The sequence below is a fragment of the Bradyrhizobium lablabi genome, assembly GCF_900141755.1.
Taxonomy (GTDB): Bacteria; Pseudomonadota; Alphaproteobacteria; order Rhizobiales; family Xanthobacteraceae; genus Bradyrhizobium; species Bradyrhizobium lablabi_A.
Genome location: NZ_LT670844.1, coordinates 393,071 through 417,066, shown reverse-complemented (window position 1 = coordinate 417,066; position 23,996 = coordinate 393,071). Strand labels below are relative to the sequence as shown.

Annotated in this window: 24 protein-coding genes; 9 read left to right on the top strand and 15 right to left on the bottom strand. The window is 63.1% G+C overall.

From position 1 onward, the window contains the following. Nucleotides 1–75: 75 nt before the first annotated feature. Together B5526_RS01950 and B5526_RS01945 are read left to right on the top strand one after the other, a co-directional pair. The gene (locus tag B5526_RS01950; protein WP_079536436.1) at nt 76–684 is read left to right on the top strand and encodes a TetR/AcrR family transcriptional regulator; all 609 of its coding nucleotides are present in this window, start codon (nt 76–78) and stop codon (nt 682–684) included. Further along, nucleotides 681–1,142, top strand: a complete 462-nt coding sequence (locus B5526_RS01945; protein WP_079536434.1) for a PaaI family thioesterase — start codon at nt 681–683, stop codon at nt 1,140–1,142. Before B5526_RS01950 ends, B5526_RS01945 begins: the two co-directional genes overlap by 4 nt. 35 nt (nt 1,143–1,177) lie before the next feature. Here B5526_RS01945 and rplI read toward each other — a convergent pair whose 3' ends face one another. The 4 genes from rplI to rpsF form a co-directional block, all read right to left on the bottom strand. Then, on the bottom strand, nt 1,178–1,780 hold the full coding sequence (rplI, locus tag B5526_RS01940) for a 50S ribosomal protein L9 (protein WP_079536432.1): 603 nt from the start codon (nt 1,778–1,780) through the stop codon (nt 1,178–1,180). 54 nt (nt 1,781–1,834) lie between these two features. Next, entirely contained in the window at nt 1,835–2,824 is a 990-nt protein-coding gene (locus tag B5526_RS01935) for a hypothetical protein (RefSeq protein WP_079536430.1), read from the bottom strand. 122 nt (nt 2,825–2,946) lie between these two features. Next, nucleotides 2,947–3,186 (bottom strand): 30S ribosomal protein S18, encoded by a 240-nt coding sequence (gene rpsR / locus B5526_RS01930; protein ID WP_002711478.1) that lies wholly within the window; start codon nt 3,184–3,186, stop codon nt 2,947–2,949. 5 nt (nt 3,187–3,191) lie between these two features. Further along, nucleotides 3,192–3,662 (bottom strand): 30S ribosomal protein S6, encoded by a 471-nt coding sequence (rpsF, locus tag B5526_RS01925; protein ID WP_079536429.1) that lies wholly within the window; start codon nt 3,660–3,662, stop codon nt 3,192–3,194. Nucleotides 3,663–4,053: 391 nt separating this feature from the next. Here rpsF and fabD point away from each other — a divergent pair, with 391 nt between their 5' ends. The 7 genes from fabD (at nt 4,054) to gmk (ending at nt 10,793) form a co-directional block, all read left to right on the top strand. Then, nucleotides 4,054–5,013, top strand: coding sequence for an ACP S-malonyltransferase (gene fabD, locus B5526_RS01920; protein WP_079536427.1), 960 nt, complete (start codon nt 4,054–4,056; stop codon nt 5,011–5,013). A gap of 16 nt (nt 5,014–5,029) precedes the next feature. Then, on the top strand, nt 5,030–5,767 hold the full coding sequence (gene fabG, locus B5526_RS01915) for a 3-oxoacyl-[acyl-carrier-protein] reductase (RefSeq protein ID WP_079544623.1): 738 nt from the start codon (nt 5,030–5,032) through the stop codon (nt 5,765–5,767). 330 nt (nt 5,768–6,097) lie between these two features. After that, complete coding sequence (locus B5526_RS01910) at nt 6,098–6,337, top strand: acyl carrier protein (RefSeq protein ID WP_006610957.1); 240 nt, start codon at nt 6,098–6,100, stop codon at nt 6,335–6,337. A 97-nt stretch (nt 6,338–6,434) separates the two neighbouring features. Beyond that, entirely contained in the window at nt 6,435–7,700 is a 1,266-nt protein-coding gene (gene fabF / locus B5526_RS01905; protein WP_079544622.1) for a beta-ketoacyl-ACP synthase II, read from the top strand. Nucleotides 7,701–7,832: 132 nt separating this feature from the next. After that, entirely contained in the window at nt 7,833–9,101 is a 1,269-nt protein-coding gene (gene mltG, locus B5526_RS01900; protein ID WP_079536425.1) for an endolytic transglycosylase MltG, read from the top strand. A gap of 141 nt (nt 9,102–9,242) precedes the next feature. After that, nucleotides 9,243–10,130: a YicC/YloC family endoribonuclease gene (locus tag B5526_RS01895; protein WP_079536423.1), complete on the top strand. Its 888-nt coding sequence runs from the start codon at nt 9,243–9,245 to the stop codon at nt 10,128–10,130. Between the two features lie 3 nt (nt 10,131–10,133). Continuing rightward, the gene (gene gmk / locus B5526_RS01890; protein WP_079536422.1) at nt 10,134–10,793 is read left to right on the top strand and encodes a guanylate kinase; all 660 of its coding nucleotides are present in this window, start codon (nt 10,134–10,136) and stop codon (nt 10,791–10,793) included. 8 nt (nt 10,794–10,801) lie between these two features. On the opposite strand, the gene B5526_RS01885 is transcribed toward gmk, so the two are convergent. From B5526_RS01885 to lptF, 11 genes are all read right to left on the bottom strand, one after another. Continuing rightward, on the bottom strand, nt 10,802–11,599 hold the full coding sequence (locus B5526_RS01885; protein ID WP_154071082.1) for a hypothetical protein: 798 nt from the start codon (nt 11,597–11,599) through the stop codon (nt 10,802–10,804). Nucleotides 11,600–11,755: 156 nt separating this feature from the next. Continuing rightward, complete coding sequence (locus B5526_RS01880; RefSeq protein WP_079536419.1) at nt 11,756–12,271, bottom strand: hypothetical protein; 516 nt, start codon at nt 12,269–12,271, stop codon at nt 11,756–11,758. A 31-nt stretch (nt 12,272–12,302) separates the two neighbouring features. After that, on the bottom strand, nt 12,303–13,670 hold the full coding sequence (locus B5526_RS01875) for a caspase family protein (RefSeq protein ID WP_079536417.1): 1,368 nt from the start codon (nt 13,668–13,670) through the stop codon (nt 12,303–12,305). A gap of 89 nt (nt 13,671–13,759) precedes the next feature. After that, nucleotides 13,760–15,001, bottom strand: a complete 1,242-nt coding sequence (locus B5526_RS01870) for an ABC transporter substrate-binding protein (protein ID WP_244562175.1) — start codon at nt 14,999–15,001, stop codon at nt 13,760–13,762. A gap of 74 nt (nt 15,002–15,075) precedes the next feature. After that, entirely contained in the window at nt 15,076–16,134 is a 1,059-nt protein-coding gene (locus tag B5526_RS01865) for an alcohol dehydrogenase (RefSeq protein WP_079536416.1), read from the bottom strand. A 13-nt stretch (nt 16,135–16,147) separates the two neighbouring features. Further along, nucleotides 16,148–17,014, bottom strand: a complete 867-nt coding sequence (gene rsmA, locus B5526_RS01860) for a 16S rRNA (adenine(1518)-N(6)/adenine(1519)-N(6))-dimethyltransferase RsmA (RefSeq protein ID WP_079536414.1) — start codon at nt 17,012–17,014, stop codon at nt 16,148–16,150. Continuing rightward, on the bottom strand, nt 17,011–18,015 hold the full coding sequence (pdxA, locus tag B5526_RS01855; protein ID WP_079536412.1) for a 4-hydroxythreonine-4-phosphate dehydrogenase PdxA: 1,005 nt from the start codon (nt 18,013–18,015) through the stop codon (nt 17,011–17,013). Before pdxA ends, rsmA begins: the two co-directional genes overlap by 4 nt. Nucleotides 18,016–18,018: 3 nt before the next feature. Continuing rightward, the gene (locus B5526_RS01850; protein ID WP_079544620.1) at nt 18,019–18,957 is read right to left on the bottom strand and encodes a SurA N-terminal domain-containing protein; all 939 of its coding nucleotides are present in this window, start codon (nt 18,955–18,957) and stop codon (nt 18,019–18,021) included. A 67-nt stretch (nt 18,958–19,024) separates the two neighbouring features. Then, complete coding sequence (locus tag B5526_RS01845; RefSeq protein ID WP_079536411.1) at nt 19,025–21,523, bottom strand: LPS-assembly protein LptD; 2,499 nt, start codon at nt 21,521–21,523, stop codon at nt 19,025–19,027. Then, nucleotides 21,523–22,620 (bottom strand): LPS export ABC transporter permease LptG, encoded by a 1,098-nt coding sequence (lptG, locus tag B5526_RS01840; RefSeq protein WP_079536409.1) that lies wholly within the window; start codon nt 22,618–22,620, stop codon nt 21,523–21,525. The genes B5526_RS01845 and lptG overlap by 1 nt, the downstream gene beginning before the upstream one ends. Then, nucleotides 22,617–23,786 carry an LPS export ABC transporter permease LptF gene (lptF, locus tag B5526_RS01835; RefSeq protein WP_079536408.1) on the bottom strand — a complete coding sequence of 390 codons (1,170 nt, stop codon included), beginning with the start codon at nt 23,784–23,786 and terminating at the stop codon, nt 22,617–22,619. Before lptF ends, lptG begins: the two co-directional genes overlap by 4 nt. Nucleotides 23,787–23,996 lie beyond the last annotated feature (210 nt).

The following is a 23,996-nucleotide window of genomic DNA, read 5'->3' as shown; positions in this document are numbered from 1 at the left end:
GGCCGGCGGCCTTGGCTTGACCGCTACTAGAGCAATACTCTAGAGTAGTGATCCACGCAGCGCGAGAGAGGGATCATGGCCGTTCGGGCACGCGAGGATCTGCTGGCCGCGGGACTTGCCGTATTCGATCGCGATGGTTTTGAGGGCGCGACGGTTGCGGCCATCCGGACCCGGGCGCGGGCTTCGAACGGCAGCTTCTTCCATTTCTTCGGATCGAAGAAGGAATTGGCCGGTACGCTGTTTCTGGAAGTGCTGCAGCGTTATCACGCAGCCGTGCTGGCTGCGATCGAGCCGTCCTCGAACGCGCAGGACGGTATCGATCGTTTGATCCGCGCCCATCTCGACTGGGTGGTGAACAACCGGCGCGAAGCCCGCTTTCTGTTCGAGATTTCCCGCGGCGAATGGACCGAGGCCGTGCGCGACGCGCAGCGCGCGCAGAACGCGCGGCTCGCCGAAGGCATCGAGCGATGGCGCGCGCCGCTGATCGCGCGCGGCGACTTATTGCCGATGACGCCGGTGTTGTTCTTCAGCCAGATCATCGGACCGGCGCAGATTTTCTGTCGCGCCTGGCTGTCCGGTCGCGACCGCAGCGATCCGCGGCTTCAGGCCGACACTTTGATTGCCTGCGCGACCCGCGCGCTGGTCGCTCCGCAAGCCATTCAAGAAACCGAGGACCGGTCATGACGGGGGATGTCGAGGCGGATTTCGCACCGATCGCAAACCGAATCCGAACGAGCCTCAGCCAGCAGGGATTCATGGCCCATATCGGGGCGGAGCTCTGTGAACTCGCGCGCGGGTCATGCACGCTCGCCGTCGACCGGCGGGGTGAGCTGTTGCAGCAGCATGGCTTTTTCCACGGCGGCGTCACCGCTTTCCTGGTCGACAATGCGACCACGATCGCCGCTGCGACCTCACGCGGCCAGCCCGCGCTGACGGCGGAATACAAATTGAATCTGTTGTCGCCCGCTTCCGGCGAGCGCCTGATCTGTCGCGCGCGGGTGATAAAACCCGGACGCCAGGTCGCCGTCGTTGCCGCCGATGTTTTTTGCGTCATTGACGGCGTCGAAAAGCACACCGCGACCGCATTGGCCTCGATTGCGATGCTCGAGAACGTGCCGGCCAGAATCCCAAGCCCGGCCTGATCCAGCCGGGCTTGAGCGATCCGATACGAGGTGCGTTACTTTTCGGTGGCCGTCTCCGGCTGCGGCTCCTCCTCGTCACGGCGGGCTTCCGGATCGAAGAACTCGCCGGCGGCGGCGAGCGCTTCGGCGGCCGCGTCCTGATCTTCCTGACGGGTCGAGATATCCTCGCCGCGGTTAATGCGTTCGGCCTCATCGGCGCTGCGTGCAACCGTCACGGTGACGCTGACCTCGACCTCGGGATGCACGGCGATGGCGATGTTGTGCTTGCCGATGGTCTTGATCGGCGCGTCCAGCATGATCTGGCTGCGGCTGATGGTGACCTTGTCGGCCTCAAACGACGCGATGATGTCGCGAACCGTCACCGATCCGAACAATTGACCGGTCTCGGAGGCCTGGCGCAGCACCACGACATTGCGGCCGTCGATCTTTTCGGCGACCTTGCTCGCCTCGCCCTTGGCCTGCAGGTTGCGGGCCTCGAGCTCGGCCTTCATGCCGTCGAACTTGGCGCGATTATCCGCAGTGGCGCGCAGCGCCTTGCCGCGCTTCAAGAGGAAATTGCGGGCAAAGCCGTCCTTGACGCGGACCACTTCGCCCATCTGGCCGAGCTTGGCGACACGTTCCAGCAAAATGACTTCCATATTCGGTCTCCTTAAAGGTGATGAGAGTTTGGGGATTAAGTTGAAGGTGTGATTTCAGGACGCAGGGATAGGCGGCGGCCTCCCTTGCAAATAGCGCTGGCGAATTCCGAAAATGGCGTCGGCAAGTCCGAGAACCACCAGCGCAATCACGGGCCAGACGAACACCACCATGATGGTATAGGTGCAGCCGAGCCAGAAGGCGCGGCTGCGCAGCGCTAGCGTCAACGTATGCAGCACCGCGAAGCCGACCAGCGCGTAAGCCATCATCAAGGCCGCGGCGACGATCAGCGCCAGGATGGCGAGCAGTCCGCCGGTAAAACAGAATGCGACCACTGCGCACAATGCGGCGAGCGTCATCGGCGGCAGCGCAGCGCTGTTAAGGTCGGGCCAGGGGCGGTGCAATCGCCCGGAGGTCGCGGTGATCTTGGCGGCGAGCCAGACATTGAGCGTCAATGTCGTCGTGGCGAAGATCGCGGCCGCGGCCGGCGCGACGGTCACCAGGGCATCGATCAATTGGTCGGTCTCATTGGTCAAGGTGGCGTCGCGCAGGCCGAGAATCATCAGCAAGCCCCGCCGCAGCGTGCCGGCGATGGTGGCGGCATCGGTGCCAAGCGTGAGCAACGCCGCCGCGGTGGTCAGTACGGCAAAGCCTGTGATCCACAGCAGGACGCGGCCTACCGGATACCACTCCAGATCAGGCGCAACCGGCGCGGCTCCATTGCCTGATGCGACATTGCCTGATGCTACGCCGTTGGAAATAGGCCGTCCGAGCAGGGCGAGATGCCCGAGCCACCAGGCGGGCAGCGCGACCATGACGGCAAAGGCGATGCAATGGGACAGGCCGAAGATCGCGCCGAGACTGGTGGCTGCCGCGATGCCGCCGAGGGTCGCGCTGAGCGGACCCCAGCCCATCGCGGCCACCATCAGCGGCAACGGCGCCAGGTAGAACAGCACTAGTGAGATCAGCGCGCCCGAGATCAACGAGGCGAACATCAATGCCGACGCGGCGCCGGCGGCGATAGCAATGAAAACGATCACGATCATCAGCTGTCCCGCTCCTTTCGAGCGGTTAGAGGTTCTTTGAACCCCAACCATCGGCAACCGGACGACCCGGAAGCCTTATGAATTTTTTGATCGGCGGCACGCGTGCCGCCGATCGAGGATTTTTAACGGATCACGTAAGGCAGCAGTCCGAGGAAACGCGAGCGCTTGATGGCGCGCGCGAGTTCACGCTGCTTCTTGGCGGAGACGGCGGTGATGCGGCTCGGCACGATCTTGCCGCGCTCGGAGACGTAACGCATCAGCAGCTTGGAATCCTTGTAGTCGATCTTCGGCGCATTCGGACCTGTGAACGGGCAGGTCTTGCGGCGGCGGAAAAACGGACGGCGTGCACCAGCTTCAGCCATGATCCTTACTCCTCGATCGCTGCGTCGTCATCGCGCGGACGGCGCGGGCCGCGGTCGCCGCGATAGCCACCGCCGTCACGATCGCCACGGAAGCCGCCCTCGCGATCGCCACGGAAACCACCGCCGCCGCGGTCGTCGCGATCACGATCGCGATCGGCTTTGCGCATCATCGCTGACGGGCCTTCCTCGTGCTCTTCGACGCGAACGGTGAGATAGCGGATGACGTCTTCACTGATCCGTTCCTGCCGCTCGATCTCGGCAACCGCCGCCGACGGACCGTCGATGTTCAAAAGCACGAAATGCGCTTTTCTGTTCTTGTTCATCCGATAGGTGAGGGAGCGTACGCCCCAGTTTTCCATCTTCACGACCTTGCCGCCGAGTTGCTCGACGATGCCGGTCATCTGGGTGGTCAATTCCTCGACCTGTTGGGTACTCGCATCCTGGCGCGCGAGAAATACATGCTCATAATGAGGCATGGGTGTCCTTTCCTAGTGTTGGCGCGGTCCCCGGCGGCAAGCCCTTCGAGACCTTCGGAAAGGACTCGGAAATAAGCTCAGAAGGCGGAAGCACGGGACGACGGACCGACTGGCCCTGCCACATCAATGTCGCCGATAAGGTGAGATTGCTGAGACCGTCCGTTCAGCTCCCGGCCGGGATCCACGGATGGCGCGGTTTATACGGATTTTGGCCGCGATGGCAAGGGAAAGTCAGGTGAAAGCGAAGGCAAGGCGGCACAATTGGCGTAACCCAGCCAAGCGAACGGAAGGCGGCCGGGAACCGGCGGCGGCTTGACATAACGGTCTTCCGCGGTGTCTTTCGGCGCCAATTCAGCCATTTCCAGCGGCCAGGCGTATTCCAGGGGTTTTGATGACGGCAGCATTCACTTTTCCGGGGCAGGGGTCCCAGGCGGTTGGCATGGGCAAGGCCCTGGCGGAAGCCTTCCCGGTCGCCCGCGCGGTGTTCGACGAGGTCGACGCCGCGCTCGGCGAAAAGCTGACGGCGATCATCTGGGAAGGCCCGGCCGAGACCCTGCAACTCACCGAAAATGCCCAGCCTGCGCTGATGGCGGTGTCGCTGGCGACGCTGCGGGTATTGGAAACCGAGGCCGGCTTCTCGGTTGGGCGCGACGCCGCGTTCGTGGCCGGCCATTCGCTTGGCGAATATTCCGCGCTTGCCGCTGCCGGCGGCTTGAGCATCGGTGACACCGCGCGGCTGTTGCGCACCCGCGGCCTTGCCATGCAGAAGGCGGTGCCGGTCGGCGTCGGCGCCATGGCCGCGCTGCTCGGTCTCGATTATGACGCCGCGGTTGCGGTCGCCAACGAAGCCGCGCAGGGTCAGGTCTGCCAGGCCGCCAACGACAATGGCGGCGGGCAGGTCGTGGTCTCCGGCGACAAGGCCGCGGTCGAGCGCGCCATCGAGATCGCCAAGACCAAGGGCGCCAAGCGCGCCATGCTGCTGCCGGTGTCAGCGCCGTTCCACTGCGCCCTGATGCAGCCCGCGGCCGATGTGATGGCGAAAGCGCTGGCGGAGGTCACCATCAACCGGCCGGCGTCGCCCTTGGTATCGAACGTGCTGGCCGCGCCGGTTACCGATCCGGACGAAATCCGCCGCCGCCTGATCGAACAGGTCACGGGAACGGTGCGTTGGCGCGAATCGGTGGCTTATATGGCAAGCCACGGCGTCACGCGGTTTTTCGAAATCGGCGCCGGCAAGGTGCTGAGCGGGCTTGTCAAGCGCATTGCCGACGGCGCGATTGGGATTTCGGTCGGCGGGCCGAACGACATGGCTGCCGCGAAAGAAGCGCTCGCTGCCGCGCGAACGGCTTGAGCCCGGGGAGACGATGATGTTCGATCTGACAGGCAGGACGGCGCTCGTCACCGGCGCGACTGGGGGCATCGGCGGCGCGATCGCGCAGGCGCTGCACAAGCAGGGTGCCAGCGTTGCGATTTCCGGGACGCGGCGCGAGGTGCTGGACGCGCTCGCCGGCAAGCTTGGCGACAGGGTGCATGTGCTGCCCTGCAATCTCTCCGACGCTGCCGAGGTCGAGGCACTGGTGCCGTCGGCGGAAAAAGCCATGGGCCAGGTCGACATTCTCGTCGCCAATGCCGGCATCACCAGGGACAATCTGTTCGTGCAATTGCGCGACGAGGACTGGGACGAGGTCATCAAGGTCAACTTGACCGCGACGTTTCGGCTCGCCCGAGCCGCGACCAAATTGATGATGCGCAAGCGCTTCGGACGTATCATCGCGATCACCTCGGTGGTCGGCGTCACCGGCAATCCAGGCCAGGGCAATTACACCGCCTCGAAGGCTGGGCTGATCGGCATGATCAAGACGCTGGGCGCCGAATACGCCAAGCGCAACGTGACCGCCAATTGCATCGCCCCCGGATTTATCGCAACGCCGATGACGGACGCGCTCAACGAAAAGCAGCGCGAAACGATTCTTTCGAAGGTTCCTGCGGCGCGTCTCGGGACCGCGGAAGAAATTGCTGCGGCGGCGGTCTATCTCAGCTCGAACGAAGCGGCCTATGTCACCGGGCAGACGATTCACGTCAACGGTGGAATGGCCATGATTTGAGCCGGTTAACGGCCCCTCGGCGGGGCCAATGGCGGATTCGACGGCCGATCGAGGCTTATAGTCAAGGCTTGGGAAGTATGATAACCGAACCACCAACGGATGGGCAAAGAACGCCATTGCAGGATTTTGAAACCCTGTATATTGGGCGGCTGCGGAGCCTGCCGTCGTTCGCCGGGCCTTTGTCGGCTATGAGTTGGCAGAATCAAGACTTGGCCAAATCAAGACTATGCGCGGTTGCGAAGGAAGGTTTAACGACCAGGATGGCTCGTATCGTCTTGGTGACGGGTCTTTTGGGGACGGGTCTAATGGGAACAAGCACGAGGTTGAACGATGAGTGAGATTGGCGAGCGGGTTAAGAAGATCGTGGTCGAACACCTTGGTGTTGAACCCGAAAAAGTGGTCGACAATGCGAGCTTCATTGATGACCTCGGCGCCGACAGTCTTGATACGGTCGAGCTCGTGATGGCGTTTGAAGAAGAATTCGGTTGTGAAATTCCGGACGACGCGGCGGAGACGATTTTGACCGTCGGCGACGCCACAAAATTTCTCGAAAAGAACGCTAAAAGCTGACGCCCCCGCGCGGTGCTGACGAAGCCGGACGGGCCGTGGTCGCGCGGTCCACCGGTTTCTTGTTGTGGGCCGCTGAACGTGGGCTGGAGTGGTGGATATGAGGCGGGTTGTCGTCACGGGCCTCGGCATGGTTTCGCCACTTGGCTGTGGCGTCGAACCGACCTGGAAGCGCATCCTCAACAGCGAGAGCGGCGCCAGGAAGATCGATAGTTTCGACGTCTCCGATCTGACCAGCCGGATCGCCTGCCTCGTTCCGCGCGGCGACGGCTCTGACGGTACATTCAACCCCGACCAGTGGATGGAGCCGAAGGATCAGCGCAAGGTCGACGATTTCATCATTTTCGCGATGTGCGCGGCGAAGCAGGCGCTCGATGACGCCAATTGGCATCCTTCCACCGAAGAAGATCGTTGCGCCACCGGCACCATGATCGGCTCCGGGATCGGCGGCCTGTCCGGCATTGCCGATACCGCGCTGCTCTTGAAGGAACGCGGCCCGCGCAAGGTCTCGCCATTCTTTATTCCCGGGCGCCTGATCAACCTTGCGTCGGGTTACGTGTCGATCGAGCACGGGCTGAAGGGTCCGAACCATGCGGTGGTGACGGCGTGCTCGACCGGCGCGCATGCGATCGGCGACGCCAGCCGGCTGATTGCGCTGGGTGATGCCGATGTCATGGTGGCGGGCGGAACGGAATCACCGGTTTGCCGGTTGGCGATGGCGGGATTTTGCGCGTCGCGCGCGCTGTCGACCGCCTTCAACGAAACGCCCGAAAAAGCCTCGCGTCCGTACGATCGGGATCGCGACGGTTTTGTGATGGGCGAGGGCGCCGGCATCGTGGTGCTCGAGGAATATTATCACGCCAAAAATCGCGGCGCGAAAATCTATGCCGAGGTGATCGGCTACGGTCTGTCGGGTGATGCCTATCATATCACCTCTCCGACGCCGGACGGCGATGGCGCATTCCGCAGCATGAGCGCGGCGATGAAGCGCGCCGGGATCTCTTGTTCCGATATCGACTACATCAACGCGCACGGCACGTCGACGCAGGTCGGGGACGAAATCGAACTCGGCGCGGTGGAGCGGCTATTGGGCAACGCCGCATCCAGGGTATCGATGTCGTCGACCAAATCATCGACCGGTCATCTGCTCGGCGCCGCCGGCGCGGTCGAGGCGATTTTCTCAATCCTGGCGATTCGCGATAACATCGCCCCGCCGACCATCAATCTCGAGCACCCATCGGTGGAAACGGCGATCGATCTCGTGCCGCAAGCCCCGCGCAAACGCGAGATCAACGTTGCGCTATCGAATTCCTTCGGTTTCGGAGGCACCAACGCATCCGTGATCATGCAGCGCGTGGCCAACTGACGCGGCCCAATCAAGAAGACTCCACCGTTTCGCCGTATTCGGTGATAAATCGTAGATTTGGGCGTAAACTACCGGCAGCCGCGGGAATCGCGCGCGGCCACGATTGAACCGACAGGAATTTAGGTTGCATCGATGAGTGAGAGGCCGCCCATTTCACCACGCAGCCCGCGTGCCGCGCTGGAGCCGGAACAAGTGCCGCCGCCGCCAAAGCGGTCGGAGCGCGCCCGCAATCCGTTCGTCGTGGTCGGCAACGCCATCATCACCATCGTATTGGTGTTGATGATCGGGACCGGCGCCGCTTATTACTACGGCAGGCAGAAGATCGAGGCGCCGGGGCCGTTGCAGGAGGACAAGGTCGTCAACATTCCGGCGCGCGCGGGAATGACCGACATCGCCGATACCCTGCAGCGCGAGGGCGTGATTGACAATAATCGCTGGGCGTTCATCGGCGCCGTGTTCGCGCTGAAGGCGCGCTCCGAACTCAAGCCCGGCGAATATTCGTTCCAGAAGAACGCCAGCCTGCGCGACGTCATCGGCACCATCGTCGAAGGCAAGGTGGTGCAGCACGCGGTGACGATCCCCGAAGGCCTGACCTCCGAGCAGATCGTCGGCCGGCTTACCGACAACGACATTTTTGCCGGCTCGGTGAAGGAGATCCCGCGCGAGGGCACGCTGCTGCCGGAGACCTACAAATTCCCGCGCGGCACCACGCGCGACCAGGTGATTGTACGGATGCAGCAAACGCAGAAGCGTGTGCTGGCGGAAATCTGGGAACGCCGCAGCCCGGACCTTCCGATCAAGACGCCGGAGCAATTGGTGACGCTGGCCTCGATCGTCGAAAAGGAAACCGGCAAGGCCGATGAGCGCAGCCGCGTTGCGGCCGTGTTCGTCAACCGCCTGCGGCAAAAAATAAAGCTGCAGTCCGATCCGACCATCATCTATGGGCTGGTCGGCGGCAAGGGCACGCTCGGGCGGCCGATCAAGCGTTCGGAGATCCAGCAGCCGTCGCCTTACAACACCTATGTGGTTGACGGTCTGCCGCCCGGGCCGATCGCCAATCCCGGCCGCGCCTCGCTGGAAGCGGCCGCCAATCCGGCCCGCACCCGTGATCTTTTCTTTGTCGCCGACGGCACCGGTGGCCACGCCTTCAGCGACACTTACGACCAGCATCAGAAGAACGTCGCCAAGCTGCGCGCGATGGAAAAGCAGATCCAGAACGACACCGTCGAACCGGCCGACGATCCGCCGCCGCCGGCCGCGGCCGGCGCACCGGCCGACGCCAACGCGACATCCACGACGACCGCGAAGCCGGCGGCGCCGAAAAAGCCCGCGCGCAGCCCGGCTGCGGCGCGGCAGGGCGCGGCGCAATCGACGGCAGCGCCCCCCGTGGTTCAGCAATAACGCCGGCAAGCGGCCGTTAACCAGTGATTTTGCGCGCATCTGTTCGCAAAACCGTTATCCACTTTTAGGGAATAAGCGCTAAGGTCGCGGAGTTGTTTCTTTGCGAATCTCATGGCTTTGACTGTCGGAGAAATTCACGCGATGGCGCTATCGAGCATGACCGGTTTTGCGCGAAGCCATGGCGCCAGCGGACCGTATGCGTTCGAGTGGGAATTGAAGTCGGTCAACGCCAAAGGGTTTGATCTGCGCATGCGGCTGCCGCCGGGATGGGACGAGCTCGAGGCGTTCGCCAAGAAGCGGGCCGGCGAGCTATTGTCGCGCGGCACGGTCTACGCCAATTTGAACGTCAAACGCGCCAATGCCGCCTCGATGGTCCGCATCAACGAAGACGTGCTGGCCTCGATCGTGAAGGTCGCGGGCGTGCTCGCCGGCAAGATCGACGCAGTGGCGCCGAGCATCGATGGGCTGTTGGGGATCAAGGGCGTCATCGAGGTGGTCGAGCCGGAAAGCAATGAAGAGGAAGACAAGGCCGCCAAGGCCGCCGCGGCCGCGGCGTTCGAACAGGCGCTGCAAAACCTCGTCGAGATGCGTCGCCGCGAGGGCGTAACGCTTGGGCAGATCCTGATCCAGCGGATGGATGAGATCGAGCAGTTGGCCAAGAAGGCGGAAGCCGCTCCCGGCCGCAAGCCCGAGGCGATCAAGGCGCGGCTTGCCGAGCAGATCGCAGCCCTGCTGGAGACAAGCGACCGCTTCGATCCCGATCGGCTCAACCAGGAAGCGCTATTGATCGCGGCCAAGGCCGACATTCGCGAGGAGCTCGATCGCATCGCTTCCCACATCTCGCAGACGCGCGAGATGATCGGCAAGGGCGGACCGATCGGACGGCGGCTGGATTTCCTGGCGCAGGAGTTCAACCGCGAGGTCAATACCTGCTGCTCCAAGTCGAACGATCTTGAATTGACCAATACCGGCCTGGAGATGAAGAACGTGGTCGAGCAATTCCGCGAGCAGGTTCAGAATTTGGAGTAATGGATGGCGGCTGGCGGTCACGGCTTTGACGGGGTTGAGCGGCGCGGACTGATGTTCGTGCTGTCATCGCCGTCGGGCGCGGGAAAGACCACGCTGTCGCGCATGCTGGTAGCGGAGACGCCGGCGCTAAAAATGTCGGTGTCGGCGACAACGCGGCCGAAACGGCCCGGCGAGGTCGACGGCAAGGATTATTTTTTCGTCGATCAGAAGCGGTTCGACGCGATGGTCAATAATGGCGAGCTGCTCGAATGGGCCAATGTGTTCGACAACCGCTACGGCACCCCGCGCGCGCCGGTCGAGGCCGCTTTGGCGGCGGGGCAGGACGTGCTGTTCGATATCGACTGGCAGGGCACCCAGCAATTGCGCAGCCGCTCGCCCAACGATGTCGTCAGCGTCTTCATCCTGCCGCCGTCGGTGACGGCGCTGGAGCAGCGGCTGCACACCCGCGCGCAGGATTCCGACGATGTGATCCGCGGCCGCATGCGGAAGGCGGGCGACGAAATGAGCCATTTCGACGCTTACGACTATATCATCGTCAACGATAATATCGGGATCGCCTTCGAGGCGGTCAAATCGATCCTGCGCGCCGAGCAGCTCAAGCGCGAAAGGCAGGTGGGCCTCTCGGGCTTCGTGCGCGAGCTGCAGCGGCAATTGGAAAAATAGCGCCTTCGTCAGCTCGAGCGTCGTCGCGACATTTGTGCGAAGAAGTCCGCAATCCGTTCGTCGCGGTCTTCCGTCTCATCAGCGAGGCGGGAAAAATCGGGACCTCGTGCGGTGCCGAACTTGAAAGCGATGCCGCCGATGATGCCGGCGATCGCCAGCGCGCCGATCAGCGCGGCCAACTGCATCGGCACCGAATAGGCCGGCGTTTCCGGTGACGGGAGGGCTGCCGCGACCTGGTCTGCAACCGCGATCGGCGGCGGCCGCGAGACCGAAGAGGCGCTTGTCGGGGAAGCGGGCTTGTCTGGCGCTGGCTGGGCCGGCGGCGAAGCGTCCGACTGATCGGGCCAGCGTGACCCGACAATCCATCGCGGGGCGTTCGTCGCCGACATGGCGTTTTCCACGATCGCAGCATTGTTGGGTATCACCGGCGCGGGCGCATCGTCGTGGGTCGGCTGTTCGACCGCCGACGGCGCGGGCAGTTCAGCATGGGCGTTCGCGATCGATGGCTGCATCGCTTCTTCTGCCTTTGGCGATTCCGGCGCCGCACGCCGCGACGAATTCGATGCGACGGCTCGCGCAGCCTTGCCGCGCTCCTCGCCGCGCTCCTCGCCGAGATACCAGCAGTGACGCTTGGTGGTGTGATCGATGCGGTAGTACCAGTGGCTGCCTTGCGGCGCCTCTTGCTTCGGACCGGAAAGGCATTGTTCGGCCTCGCGCGCGGCGCTGTGCGCCATGGTTGCCAGCGGGATGCTTGCAAGGCAGCTTGCGAAAATTGCCGATCTGAATTTCGTGACGCAGTTTGACATCTCCAACTCCGGGAGTTGATACGCGCCCCCTTTAGCCCTTGCAAATCTCCGCGAAAATCTGGGTCGCAATGCGCCGCAATTCCGGGCAGCATGCGGCTTAATTCGGGCTCGCGCTACATCCGCCAAACCCACCAACGGCTGCAAACTGGGTCGGCGCTACTGCTTCGAGGCGGTCCAGCGCCCGACGCATCCGTCGGACCGCTTGAACGATCCGGAGCCGCTGCGGCCGGAAACGTGGCCGGAGCTGACGACGGTGATGCCGTCGTAATTGCCGACGGAGCTGGTCGCCCCGCCCGGGCTGACACTTCCGGTGAGGCCTTGGCCGATGATCTTGCCGCTGCTTACGACGACCGCCGTGCTGCTGCTGCCGGAACAGGTGGTGCCGACGGACACGACGACCCACGCCCCGTCGAAATTGCCCCCTCCGCCTCCGCCACCACCGCCGCCGCTGCGTCGTGAGGTGGATCGTCGCGGCTCTTCGGTGTCGGGCTTGCTGCGCCGGGCGGGCCGCTCGGGTTCAACCGATCGCGAACCGGACAGCGATTTTTCGTCATTGCCGATGCTGCCGCCGGCGCTGCCGGATTGGGCCAGCGCCGTACCAGGACCGATCATGACGGCAAGCAAGGCAGCGAGAAGGGTGATCTGAGTGAGATGTCGAATGGCGCTTTGCATTAAAAAGGTTTCCAATGATTTGGGTTTAAATCTAGCGGCCAGATCCATCGGCACAGACCGCCCCGATAATGCGGCAAGATTTGCCAGTCCCGCCGCACTCGTCAAGCGCGGCATCCTTGGCCTTTTGCACGCTGTCACGCTGAACCAGCGACCATGATTTTCCTGAAAACGCGAATGCCCCGCAGCTCCTTCCGTAGAAGCTCAGTTCGATGGCGCATTTGCTGGCACCGCATTTGGAGCGCGCATCCTCGACGGCCGCCTTGCGCGAGGCGTGATTCCAGGAGATCCCCCATTTATCGTTGTCGGGGCCATAGACGATCGATCCCCACGGCTTCAGATCGTCCATGCTTCGCAGCCGCATCAGCACCCCCTCGGTTGCTTCGCCGGTCGGCGCCATGCTGGTTTTTTCCTGAAACTTGCTGATCGCGAGCTTCATGCCGTCTTTGCCGTCCGGCGTCTCCGGATCGAAATTGTGCGCGTAGAGGCGCTCGCTCAATTCCCGCAGCAGCGCGGCATCCTTGATCGGCACAAAGTCGGGGTCGGGGCGCAGCGGATCGGCCTGCCGCGGCGGCTGCGACGGCACGATGGCAGCCTGTGGCGCCGCAATTGCAGCCGGCGCCACGAAATAGAAGTTGCCGTCGATCGGCGACGACGACACCCACGGCTGTTGCGAGCCGCCGGTCTCTCGCTTCACAGCAAGCCCGACCTGGTTGAAGGTTTGAAAGATATCGAGCCCGGCCTGCCGGATGGTCATTGCCAAGGCCTTGGTGTAGGGGCTGTGGCCGTCGCTACCGTCCTGGGCGACGCTGCCCGGCTGCGTCGCGTAGGAGATCAGCGTGCCTTCCGGCGCCCGCATCTGGGCAAGGCCGCCATCGGATGAGCGCAAGCCGCGGGCGCCGAATGGATTGTTGCGGCAGGCGTCGAGGATCACGAGGTTGAGGCGCGTGCCGGAGCCCTGCATCTGGCGCAGCACGAGGTTGATGTCCACCATCTGGAAATCGACGTCGGCCTCGCGCGTCGGATTGGCATTGACCGGCACCAGATAGTTCGAGCCTGAGACCTGAACGCCGTGGCCGGCATAGTAGAACAGCGCGACGTTGGCGCCCTGGATTTGCCGCCCGAAGTCCTGGATGGCATTGTCCAGCGCGGACTTGTCGAGATCGAGCCGGGCATGGCCGCCGATCAGCGTAAAGCCGAGGCCGCCGAGCGTATCGGCCATCAGCACCGCATCGTTGCGGGGATTGTCGAGCCGGGCGATGTTTTGATAGGCGGAATTGCCGACCACGAGCGCAACGCGCCTTTCCGCCGAAGCGGGAGCTGCGAAAAAAAGCGACAGCAGGGCAATCAGCGCCGGCAGCGTGCCGCTAATTGCAGTCCCCTCGAAAAGCGGCCGGCGCATCCCCAATGCATCCCCGCGAATATGATGGCGGCAGGTTATCAGGCGCGGGGCGCCGCGAAAAGCACCGCCGCTACCTTTTCGAGACCAGATTATTCGCTCGCGAGCACGTCGCTGAACAGCACGTAACGGGAGCCGTCGAAACGCACCAGCCGCATCTGTTTGATCGGGCGCAGATCCGTCGGGCCGGTCTTCAACTTGATGCCCGGCAGCAGCAGCGGCAACTCCATGTCCAGATGCGACGCCTGCTTCATGATGTTTTCGCGGGTGAGGTTGTCGCCGCATTGCCTGAGGAGCTGCACTACCGCGGTGCCGATGTTATAGCCGTAAGGCGCGTAGTAATCGCTTTTGTCGACGTGCGGGTTGTACTTGTCCATCCATGCGTTCCAGGCCTTCATCTCGGGATCGTCGCGCCATTGCGGGTCGGCCGGGTCTTTCTGGTAAGCCGCGGAGATGATGCCCTTGGCGGCCGCGAAGCCGGCGGGCCTGATCGCGCCTGCGATCGAGGAGCCGACGCTGGATACGAACTCCTGCGGGTGCCAGTCGATGTCGTAGGCCTTGCGGATCGCTTGCGCTGCGAATTTCGGCACCGAGAAGATGACGAACATGTCGGCGCCGGCCGCCTTCAACGACACGACCTGCGAATCGACCGTCGGATCGCTGGTATTGTAGGTCAAGGCCGAGACGATCATCGTCGATGCCTTATCGCCGAGCCCGCGCTTGAAGCCGAGGATATAGTCGCGGCCGAGATCGTCGTTTTGCGACAGGATGCCGATCCTGGCGTCGGGCTTTACCGAAAGAATATATCTGGCGTAGATCTCGCCCTCGGATGCGTAATGCGGCGTCCAGCTCATGGTCCACGGATAGTGCTCGGGGTCGTTGAAGACGGTCGCGCCGGTACCGATGAAAAGATGCGGCACCTGTTTCTGGTTGATGTATTTCACCACCGCCATGTTGGTCGCGGTGCCGACCGGATTGACCAGGAACAGCACCTCGTCGCTTTCGATCAGCCGCCTGATCTGCTCGACCGTCTTCGGCGGGCTATAGGCGTCGTCGAGGCTGATGTAATTGATCTTGCGGCCGTTCACGCCGCCCTGTTCGTTGATCATCGCAAAATACGCGGTGGTGGAGATCGCGCCGGCCGAATAGGCCGACGCCGGGCCGCTATAGGGCGTGGTGGTGCCGATCTTGATCTCGGTGTCGGTGACGCCGGGGCCGTATCGTTTCTGCGCCAGCGCGGGCGTCGCGACCAAAGCGGCAGCGACCAAGGCGGTCGCGACCAACATCAGCCGGGGCACGGCCAAGGCGCCCGGTGTCGGTTTCCTCCAAGCCATTTCAGTCCTCCCTGTTCAAGCGAGGCTTGGATGGCACTCTGCCTCTGTTGGCGAGGCTTCCGAGATGCTCTGCCTCAGTTCTTCAGCACGATGCGCCCCACGACCTTTCCGGCCCGCAACGCCTCGATCCATTTCTGGACGTCGCCCATCGGCTCCTCTCGCATCGGCGTCGGTTTTATTTTTCCGGAGCGGGCGAGGGCCATCAATTCATGCGCTTCAGCCAGCGTTCCGACCATGAAGCCCTCGATGGTCATGCGCTTGTAGATCCATTGCACCATCGGCAGGCTGAAATTGCCGCCCATCAATCCCGACACCACGATCTTGCCGCCGCGCGCGACCGCGGAGACCGCAAACGCCATGGATTTTTCGTTGCCCGCAAAATCGACGATTTCGTCAAATCCGCCTTCGGTCTCCTTGATCATGCGCTTGACCACGTCGGGCTCGGCCGGATCGTAGGCGACAGCGGCGCCGCTCGCCAGCGCCGCCTCGCGCGCGGCGGGACTCAAATCCGCCACCGCGATCTTCTGCTTGAACATCGCCTGCGCGAACGAGAGTCCCATCATACCGACGCCGCCGAGGCCGATCAGCAATAGATTGCGCTGCCGCGGCCGGTCGACCAGGCGCTTCAATGCGCCATAGGCGGTGACGCCGGAGCACATCAGGGTCGCCGCCTGGTTGACCGGCAGCGGATCGTAATCCAGGAGGTATTTGGCATCGGGTACGAGCACGTGGCTGGCAAATCCGCCGTCGATGGCAACGCCGAGGAAGCGCTGCTTGATGCAGAGATTTTCGTCGCCATTGGCGCAATCCCGGCACTGGCCGCAGCCTATCCACGGGAACACCGCTTTCCTCGTGCCGATCAGGGTCTTCGACACGTCGGGCCCGACTTCCTCGACGATTCCCGCGATCTCGTGGCCGAGCGTGAATGGCAGCGTCATGCCGCGCGTGGTGTCGAGCTTCTTGCCGCCGCCGAGGTCGGCGTAACCGTCCTGGATGTGCAGGTCGGAATGGCACAGCCCGCAGCGCTCGATCCGGACCAGGACTTCTTTGCCTTGCGGCTTCGGCGTCTCGACGATGGTTTCGCACAGCGGCGCATCGAATTTGACCAGGGATTGGCGACGCATCGGCGCCATGGCGTTTCTCTCCTCAGGGAGTTTTCAATTTTTCATTTCGTATATCGGCCAATTCGCGCGCCATGGCAACAAAGCCCGAGACCGGGATAGTCTCGGCGCGCCGCGTCGGATCGACGCCGGCTGCAGCGGCCAGCCGGGCCGGATCGACCGACAGCGATTTGAGGCTTTGCCGCAGCATTTTCCGCCGCTGGCCGAAGGCTGCGGCTGCGACCTGCTCCAGCGCGCGGCGGTCGCACACTTCCGGCGTACCGCGCGGCACCAGTCGCACCAGCGACGAGGTGACCTTGGGCTGCGGCACGAAGGCCGCGGGAGAAATGTCGAACAGGATCTTGGTCTCGGCACGCCAGTTGGCGAGCACGCCGAGCCGCCCATAGGCTTCCTCGTTCTCGCGCGCGACGATGCGCTCGGCCACTTCGCGCTGGAACATCAAGACCATCATGTCGTACCAGGGCGGCCACGGCTCGATCGACAGCCAGTCGATCAGAAGCGCGGTTGCGATGTTGTAGGGCAGGTTGGCGACGATTTTCGCTTTCGTGCTCCCGAGCAGGGGCCGCGGATCGAAGGCTTGCGCGTCGGCGCAGACAATTTCCAGCCGCCCCGGGTAACGCCTTGCAATTTCCTCCAGCGCCGGAAGCGCGCGCTGGTCGCGTTCCACGGCGATGACGTGGCGCGCGCCCATCGCCAGCAACGCGCGGGTCAACCCGCCGGGACCGGGGCCGATCTCGATGACGCTGGCATCTTCCAATGGGCCTGCGGCACGCGCGATCCGCGCGGTAAGATTGAGGTCGAGCAGAAAATTCTGGCCGAGCGATTTGCGTGCCGACAAACCGTGCTGACGAATGACCTCGCGCAGCGGCGGAAGGTCGTCGATTGCGCTCATGCGCCCTGCGTCGCCGCGATCCGCGCCGCCAGCCGCAGCGCCGCGATCAGGCTGGACGGATCGGCTTTGCCGGTGCCGGCAATGTCGAATGCCGTGCCATGGTCCGGCGAGGTGCGGATGAACGGCAATCCCAGAGTGACATTGACGGCCTCGTCGAAGGCCAGCGTCTTGACCGGGATCAGCGCCTGATCGTGATACATGCAGATCGCGCAGTCGTAGGTTTTACGCGCGGCGTCGTGGAACATGGTGTCGGCCGGCAGCGGCCCCCTGATGTCGATGCCTTCGCCGCGCAGGGTTTCGACGGCGGGCGCCACGATGGTGAGGTCCTCGGTGCCGAGCGAACCGTCTTCGCCGGCGTGCGGATTGAGGCCGGATACCGCAAGGCGCGGATGGGCGAGACCGAAGCGGGCTTTCAGATCCGCCACCACGATGCGCACGGTGCTGACGATCAGTTCGCTCGACAGCCGCGCGATCGCATCGCGCAGCGCAAGATGGATGGTCACGGGCACGACGACGAGGGCAGGGGACCACAGCATCATGACCGGCTGAGGCGTATGGGCCCCGGTCGCCGCGAGTTCGGCGAGGAACTCGGTATGACCGGGATGCCTGAAACCGGCGCGGTAAAGCACGCTCTTGGCAATCGGATTGGTGACCACCGCGCTGGCCCGCCCGGCGATGACATCGGCGACCGCCTGGCGGATCGAGGCCATGGCCGCGTCCGCACTGGTGCCGTCGGGCTGGCCAGGCGCCGCCGTCGCCGCCTGGCCAGTGGCCACGACCGGCAGCGCGTTCGCGAAAGCAGCCTCCGCTTCTTCGGCGCGAACATCGGCAAGCCTGACACTTAGTCCAAGCGCCTTCGCCCGGTGTGCGAGGAAGTCGCGATCGCCAAGCAGGTAGAATGCCGGTAGCTTCAGTTCACTCCGCCGCAGCCATGCCTTGATGGTGATATCGGGTCCGATACCGGCGGGTTCGCCTGAGGTCAGCGCCAGTGGCTTTGCCATGCGTCAACGATATTCGATCATCGCGGCTTTGCGGATTTCCTGCAGGTATGCTTTCGACTTCGCGTCGTATTTTTCGGCATACATCTTTTCCCGGATTTCCCGCTTTTTCGGCGTGTCGACGGTGGTCGGCTTCCGGTCGCACAGCGCAACCATCTCAATGCCTTGTTTCGTCACTTCGGGCGGCGTCAAATGGCCGATGGGCGTCTTGTCGAGCAATTCACGAAGCACCGCCGGCATATCGGCGGAGGTCTTGACCACCGCCTCGCGGATCGCTGCGTTCTGCATCGACTTGAAGAGAGCGTTCGCGTCATTGCAGCTCTGCACGCGGCCACGCAACGCCTCGGCCTCCTTATGCCTTGCTTCGATGGCGGCGGGTGCGGATCCCTGCGGCACGAGCAGGACGATCGGCTGCATCTTGTATTCAAATGCATCGGCCTCCTGCTTCTCGTCGCCGCCGCTGACCTTGACGGCCGCGGCGACGTCTTTCTCGCCGACCTGCAGGCTCTCCTTGTAGCGTCCGCGGACGAGGCTGGTCCAGACCATGTCGGCCTTGATGCGGTTCTTCAGCGTATCGGACCGAATGCCCTGACTCTCGAGCGATTTTGTCAGCTGCTCGGGCGTGATCCGCATCCGCGAACTCATCTGGGCATACGACTGGTCGATATCGGTGGAGCTAGGGTCGACGCCATATTTCTTGGCTTCCTTGATCTTCAGCTTTTCGTCGATCAGCTGGTTGATCACCTGCTGCCGGTCGGCAGGCTTGTGGGTCGAAAGCGTATCCAGCTTGCTGCGCTGTTCGATATCGTAATTGGTGATGGGTTCGCCGTTGACCATGACGGCGACGGTTTGCGCACGCAGCGGCGAGCCGCAACCCATCAGGATCAGCGCCGCTGCGCAACCCAGGATGAGCGGTGAAAGGCGATGAGAGAATGTGGTCGTCATGATCATATTCGCCATATCAATTGGGGGCGCCGGGAATCCGTCCTCCGGCGGCGTGCCGGCGCCAGTTCTATTGGATACCCGTGGCACCACTCGCCGATGCCGCCGTCGTGGCAAGGGTCCGCAGGCCGATCTGCAGCATGAAAGCGTGATTGAGCACCGGCGGCGTGGTGCCCGCGGTGTAGGTGTAGGACGTGACGTAGTTGGCTGCCAGCACGAAGCAGTCGTCCACATAGCCGGCGCCGATGATGTACTGGTTGATCTTGTTGGCTTCGAGATCCCATCGGGCGCCGCCCGTCATCACCCAGTTGGTGGCCAACTTGATCGAGCCGTTGGCCAACAGCCCTTCGCGACGGGTCAGGTATCCGAGATCAGGCTGCGCGGCATAATCGCCGTAGGTCAGGCTCACCGACCAGCGGTCGAAGTTTGCGCGGCCCTCGGCCTCGAAACGCTGCACGTTAAGCGTCGCCTGATCGAGGCGCGAGCGCACGCTGAACGTATAGGTTCGGTTGGGCGAATATTCGGCGCTGGCTACATAGTCCGATTTTGGCGTCGCCAGGCCGGAATCGACGCCGGTATTGATCGTATCGTGAACCGCGAAGGAATTCAGGCCGAACAGTTGATAGGACTGGCCGAACAATACCTTGACGGCGCCGCCGCGGTCGAATTGCGTCGTCGCCTGGGCGCCGACATTGGCGCGGCCGCCGCCTTCAACGCGGTCGTAGCCTGAGAATTTGTCGACGCTGAACAGATTGCTGGCGTCGAACACCAGGCTCTGCGCGTCTTCGTTGGGGAGCTTTCCGGCGTAAGGTTCGTTGGGACGAATGATGACCTGCGCGATCGGCTCGATCGTCGTGGTGCCCCAGGGCTGAACGTTGATGAAGGGATAGCGGTATTCGAGGCCGACGGTCGGCATCACCCGCAGCGCCTGGGTGTCGCCGACCGGGAGAAAGTTAGAAACGCCCGGCTGGTTCGAGATCGAGGCGTCGATTGCGTCCGCGCGCAGAATTGCAAACGGCGTCCAGATTTCGCCCGCGGAATCGGTGAACGATTTTCGCCACTGCGCCTCAGCCGTTAACCGGGTGTAGGTCCCGGGCACACCACGCAAGAGGCACTGCGACGGAGTCCGCGCCAGCGGATCGGCGGACGCCACCGTGCACAGGCCAAGGGTGTTGGCCGTCGTCGTGATCGGGTCGAAGGCGGCGTCATTGCGGGTCAGGCTGGTGAAGTTGGTCTTGTAGCTGACTTCGCCGCCGAAGATCGGGTAGTTGAGCACGTTGAAATAATCGACCACCGGGTGAATCACGGGCACCTGCTGCTGGTTACCCGAAAAACTGAGATAGTAGATGGTGCGCGCATCGAAATAGCTGCGGTCGCCGACGCCGGTCAGATAAAGCTGGGAAATCGCTTCCGTCGGCAGGCTCAGGAACGAGCCCATCGAATCCTTGTATTGCGCCAGCCTGTAATCGGAGAAGAAGAAGAAGTCCGTGAGCAGCACGCCGTCGAAGCCCCACACCCACTTGTCGTTGAGCGAGAACTGGCCCTTGGTGTCGACGCCGCCACGGAATTGCCGGTCTCCGGGCTGACCGGCGAAGGCGCCCGGGTCCAATTGGTCGATGCCGTAGGCGCGGATTTGATACGATCCGTTGATCAGGCGCTGACGGAATTCGGCCTGCAGCAGGACGCCCTGCCGGGTCGTGAAGCGCGGGTTGAAGGTCGCGTCATAATCGGGAGCGATCGCCCAGTAGAACGGGGTTTCGACGCCGTAGCCGTAGGTCGAAGCCTCGGAGGGGCTCGGCATCAGGAATCCGGTTTTGCGTTTGACGGTCGGATCGGGCGTCGAGAAATACGGCATATAGGCCATCGGAATGCCGAAGAATTCGAGCTGGGCGTTCTCGAAATACAACATCTTGTCGGTTTGGTCGTGGATGATCCGCGCGCCCTTGACCTGCCACAGCGGCGGCTTCTTCGGATCGTCCTTACAGGGGGCGCAGGCGGTATAAACGCCGTTTTCGAACACGGTATAGTTGCCGCTGGTGCGGTCGGCGCGGGTCGCCGCCATCCGCGTCGCGTCGGCGGTGTCGACGCGCAGCGAATCGACGAACCCGTCGCGGTAATCGTCGCTCAAATCCATGATGTTGGCGTAGGTGATCTTGCCCTCCGCATCGGTCATGCGGATGTTGCCCTCGGCGTGCAGTCGCTTGGTCTTCTGATCGTAGATAACCTTGTCGGCCTCGACGCTTGTCCCATTATAGAACAGCTGCACGTTGCCGACCGCCGATACCCGAGAATTGTTGTAGTCGTAATCGACCTCGACCGCCTGGACCAGCATCTGCCCATCGTTGGCCGTGCGCGGCGGCAACGGGTGGGGCGGCCTTGGATTGTAGGTAAAGCCCTGCGCCGAGGCCGGGGTGGTCAGGCCGATACTGAGGGCGGCGGCGAAAATCAGTGCGACAACCAGCGCAAGGACGAGTCCAATCGCGCCAGCCAAGCGACCACCGCGACGGCGCACGACGGTGCGCCGCCTGAACGCAGGCGTGCTTCTCTGGAGGGCGGCGCTAACTGCCACTACCCGTCCTCCTGGTACAGCAAGGCCAAAAAGCCGGTGAGGCCGCCCACCAACACGGGCAGCCACGCCGAAGCGATCGGATGCATCAACTCAGCCTTGCTCAAATCCTCAGTTACTTTTGACAGCACGTAGAGCAGAAAGCCTGCACCCACGCCACTCAAAACCATCTTTTGCACGCCGCCGAAGCGGAAGAACCGCAGCGAGACGGACGCCGCCAGCATGACCATGGCAGCCAATAAAAACGGCTGTGCGATGAGCTTGTGGTACTGCAGCCGGTAGCCGGCGGTCGCAAATCCGGAGCTTTCCGAGGACCGGATATAGCTCGGGAGTTGCCAAAAAGACACAGTTTCCGGTGTGGAGAAACTGTTGCGGACCTGGGCCGGCGTCAGGCTGGTCGCCAGCGTGAAACGGTCCTCGTCGATGGGCGGGCCGTCGAGGGAATAGCGGCGCACCGATTTGAACAGCCATTGGCCGTCTTCGAGCGTCGCCTCGCGCGCCTCGATCCGCTCCTTGAACTGGTAATTGGTATCGAATCGGAACACCGTCAGCCCGGTCAAACGCACGCCCTGCTGCTCGCTCCGCGCGGCATTGATGATGGCCTGACCATCGGCGTTGACCTGATTGATCCAGAAACCGGATGCGTCCTGGATGCCGCCGCCGGGCGCGGAGCCGAACAGCTCCGCCTCCATCCGCTTGGAGATTTCGCGCAAGTTCGCCGACATCGGATTATAGGCGGTCGTTGCCAGGATGCCGAGCACGATGGCGCTCGCCAGCGCCGGGGCGATGAACTGCCAGGCAGAGACGCCCGCGGCGCGCGCCACCACGAGCTCCAGCCGTCGCGAAAGCGCCAGATAGCAGGTCATGGCGCCGATCAGGATGCAAAACGGCATCATCTTTTCGAGCAGTTGCGGCACGCGGAACAGCGAGGTCTCGGCAACCGTGATGGCTGAGGCCGAAACCAGCCCCGAGGTCTTCCTGACCATCTCGATGTAGTCGACGAGCACCAGCAGCACGAAGATCGAGGCGAACACGCCGAGCGCCGAGACCACGAAGCGGCCGGCGAAATATCGCCCAAGCGTGTTCGTCATCATGCTCATGCTGTGGCAGGCCGCCCAAAAAGCCGTAACAGGCGCGCGTTCGCATTATTGATGGATTCGATCAATGAGGCAGGCGGCTCGATGACGATGCCGCCGATGATGATCCAGAGGCTGACGCCGATCGCTAGAAGGAGCATCAAATATTGAACGATCGGAGCGAACGGCGATTTCACCGCCATGACCGAGCAGGCAAATCCCGCCATGCGCAAGCCGAACACCGCGAGGATGGAGCTGCCGATGGAAAAGTTGCGGCTCTGGCGCGTGGTGCGCGGCGCCCCGAGAAAGGCGAAGGTGAGGGCGGCGAACGCGAACGGATAGATCGGCGACATGAAGCGGTCATGCAGCTCGGCGCGGAACTGGCCGGGCAGCTGCAGGTAGACCGGATCGTCGTCCGGCGGCGAGATCAACTCCCAGAGGTAGCGCTCGCGAATGCCCAAGGCGACGTCGTGGCCCTGATTCGAGAATTTCGACATGTCGAATCCGTAGCGGGCGAACGCGACCAGCGCCGGATCGCGCTTGTCGATTTCGAAGCGCTCGAGATTTCCATCCTCGAGAATCAAAAACGAGCCGCCCTCGTTTTTCACGACAGTCCCATGGTCGGCGACGATGCTGACGCGCTCCTTCGGATCGCGGCGGTCATCGATGAAGATGCCGACCAGAAGGCCGCCGGGTTGCCGTTCCCGAATCCGGATGGTGAGGTTCTGATCGAGCTGCGCGAAGCGGCCGGGCTGCAGGATGTTGGTGAGCACGTCCGCAGTGATTTCGGCGTCCCATTGCTTAATCCGCCGCATGCCGTCGGGGGCGAGATAGGCGGCGATAAAGGCGACCAGGACCGCCACCACGCAGGTGGCATAGATGAACGGGCGGAACAGCCGGAACGGCGAGAAGCCGGCCGCGTTCATGACGATGATCTCGGAATCGGTGGCGAGCTTGTTGAGGGTATGCGAGATCGCGATCATCAGCGCGATCGGCGAGATCACCAAGACCAGCGCCGGGATCACCAGGCTGGTGACGCCGAGAAAGGTCAGGATGGTCTGACCTTGGCTCGTCATCAGGTCGATGCCGCGCAACGCCTGCGTAATCCAGATCACCCCCGTCAGGCTGACCAGAACCAGCGCAAACGACGCAAGCGTCGTGCGAAAGATATACCTGTCGATCGACCCCATCGTTACCGCACGATCCCCACCCCCCGCGAACTGGAGCTGACGGCCGCGACCAATCCCGAATTCGGGATCCCCATTGGTCGCGGCGTCGCCCGTCCAGCCGGTTCACTCTCTCACTACCATCCCTTTGATCCGTCAACAAAATGGCTGCGCCGTGGCACCCTTAGAAAATGGTTAATAAAACCAGGGCTGTGGCCCCCTAGCCACGACCGC

What these genes read in the sequence shown, in the direction of transcription:
- B5526_RS01950 (WP_079536436.1), top strand. Translation starts at nt 76, where the DNA reads ATGGCCGTTCGGGCACGCGAGGATCTGCTGGCCGCGGGACTTGCCGTA.
- B5526_RS01945 (WP_079536434.1), top strand. Translation starts at nt 681, where the DNA reads ATGACGGGGGATGTCGAGGCGGATTTCGCACCGATCGCAAACCGAATC.
- rplI (WP_079536432.1), bottom strand. Translation starts at nt 1,780, where the DNA reads ATGGAAGTCATTTTGCTGGAACGTGTCGCCAAGCTCGGCCAGATGGGC.
- B5526_RS01935 (WP_079536430.1), bottom strand. Translation starts at nt 2,824, where the DNA reads ATGATCGTGATCGTTTTCATTGCTATCGCCGCCGGCGCCGCGTCGGCA.
- rpsR (WP_002711478.1), bottom strand. Translation starts at nt 3,186, where the DNA reads ATGGCTGAAGCTGGTGCACGCCGTCCGTTTTTCCGCCGCCGCAAGACC.
- rpsF (WP_079536429.1), bottom strand. Translation starts at nt 3,662, where the DNA reads ATGCCTCATTATGAGCATGTATTTCTCGCGCGCCAGGATGCGAGTACC.
- fabD (WP_079536427.1), top strand. Translation starts at nt 4,054, where the DNA reads ATGACGGCAGCATTCACTTTTCCGGGGCAGGGGTCCCAGGCGGTTGGC.
- fabG (WP_079544623.1), top strand. Translation starts at nt 5,030, where the DNA reads ATGTTCGATCTGACAGGCAGGACGGCGCTCGTCACCGGCGCGACTGGG.
- B5526_RS01910 (WP_006610957.1), top strand. Translation starts at nt 6,098, where the DNA reads ATGAGTGAGATTGGCGAGCGGGTTAAGAAGATCGTGGTCGAACACCTT.
- fabF (WP_079544622.1), top strand. Translation starts at nt 6,435, where the DNA reads ATGAGGCGGGTTGTCGTCACGGGCCTCGGCATGGTTTCGCCACTTGGC.
- mltG (WP_079536425.1), top strand. Translation starts at nt 7,833, where the DNA reads ATGAGTGAGAGGCCGCCCATTTCACCACGCAGCCCGCGTGCCGCGCTG.
- B5526_RS01895 (WP_079536423.1), top strand. Translation starts at nt 9,243, where the DNA reads ATGGCGCTATCGAGCATGACCGGTTTTGCGCGAAGCCATGGCGCCAGC.
- gmk (WP_079536422.1), top strand. Translation starts at nt 10,134, where the DNA reads ATGGCGGCTGGCGGTCACGGCTTTGACGGGGTTGAGCGGCGCGGACTG.
- B5526_RS01885 (WP_154071082.1), bottom strand. Translation starts at nt 11,599, where the DNA reads ATGTCAAACTGCGTCACGAAATTCAGATCGGCAATTTTCGCAAGCTGC.
- B5526_RS01880 (WP_079536419.1), bottom strand. Translation starts at nt 12,271, where the DNA reads ATGCAAAGCGCCATTCGACATCTCACTCAGATCACCCTTCTCGCTGCC.
- B5526_RS01875 (WP_079536417.1), bottom strand. Translation starts at nt 13,670, where the DNA reads ATGCGCCGGCCGCTTTTCGAGGGGACTGCAATTAGCGGCACGCTGCCG.
- B5526_RS01870 (WP_244562175.1), bottom strand. Translation starts at nt 15,001, where the DNA reads ATGGCTTGGAGGAAACCGACACCGGGCGCCTTGGCCGTGCCCCGGCTG.
- B5526_RS01865 (WP_079536416.1), bottom strand. Translation starts at nt 16,134, where the DNA reads ATGGCGCCGATGCGTCGCCAATCCCTGGTCAAATTCGATGCGCCGCTG.
- rsmA (WP_079536414.1), bottom strand. Translation starts at nt 17,014, where the DNA reads ATGAGCGCAATCGACGACCTTCCGCCGCTGCGCGAGGTCATTCGTCAG.
- pdxA (WP_079536412.1), bottom strand. Translation starts at nt 18,015, where the DNA reads ATGGCAAAGCCACTGGCGCTGACCTCAGGCGAACCCGCCGGTATCGGA.
- B5526_RS01850 (WP_079544620.1), bottom strand. Translation starts at nt 18,957, where the DNA reads ATGACGACCACATTCTCTCATCGCCTTTCACCGCTCATCCTGGGTTGC.
- lptG (WP_079536409.1), bottom strand. Translation starts at nt 22,620, where the DNA reads ATGAGCATGATGACGAACACGCTTGGGCGATATTTCGCCGGCCGCTTC.
- lptF (WP_079536408.1), bottom strand. Translation starts at nt 23,786, where the DNA reads ATGGGGTCGATCGACAGGTATATCTTTCGCACGACGCTTGCGTCGTTT.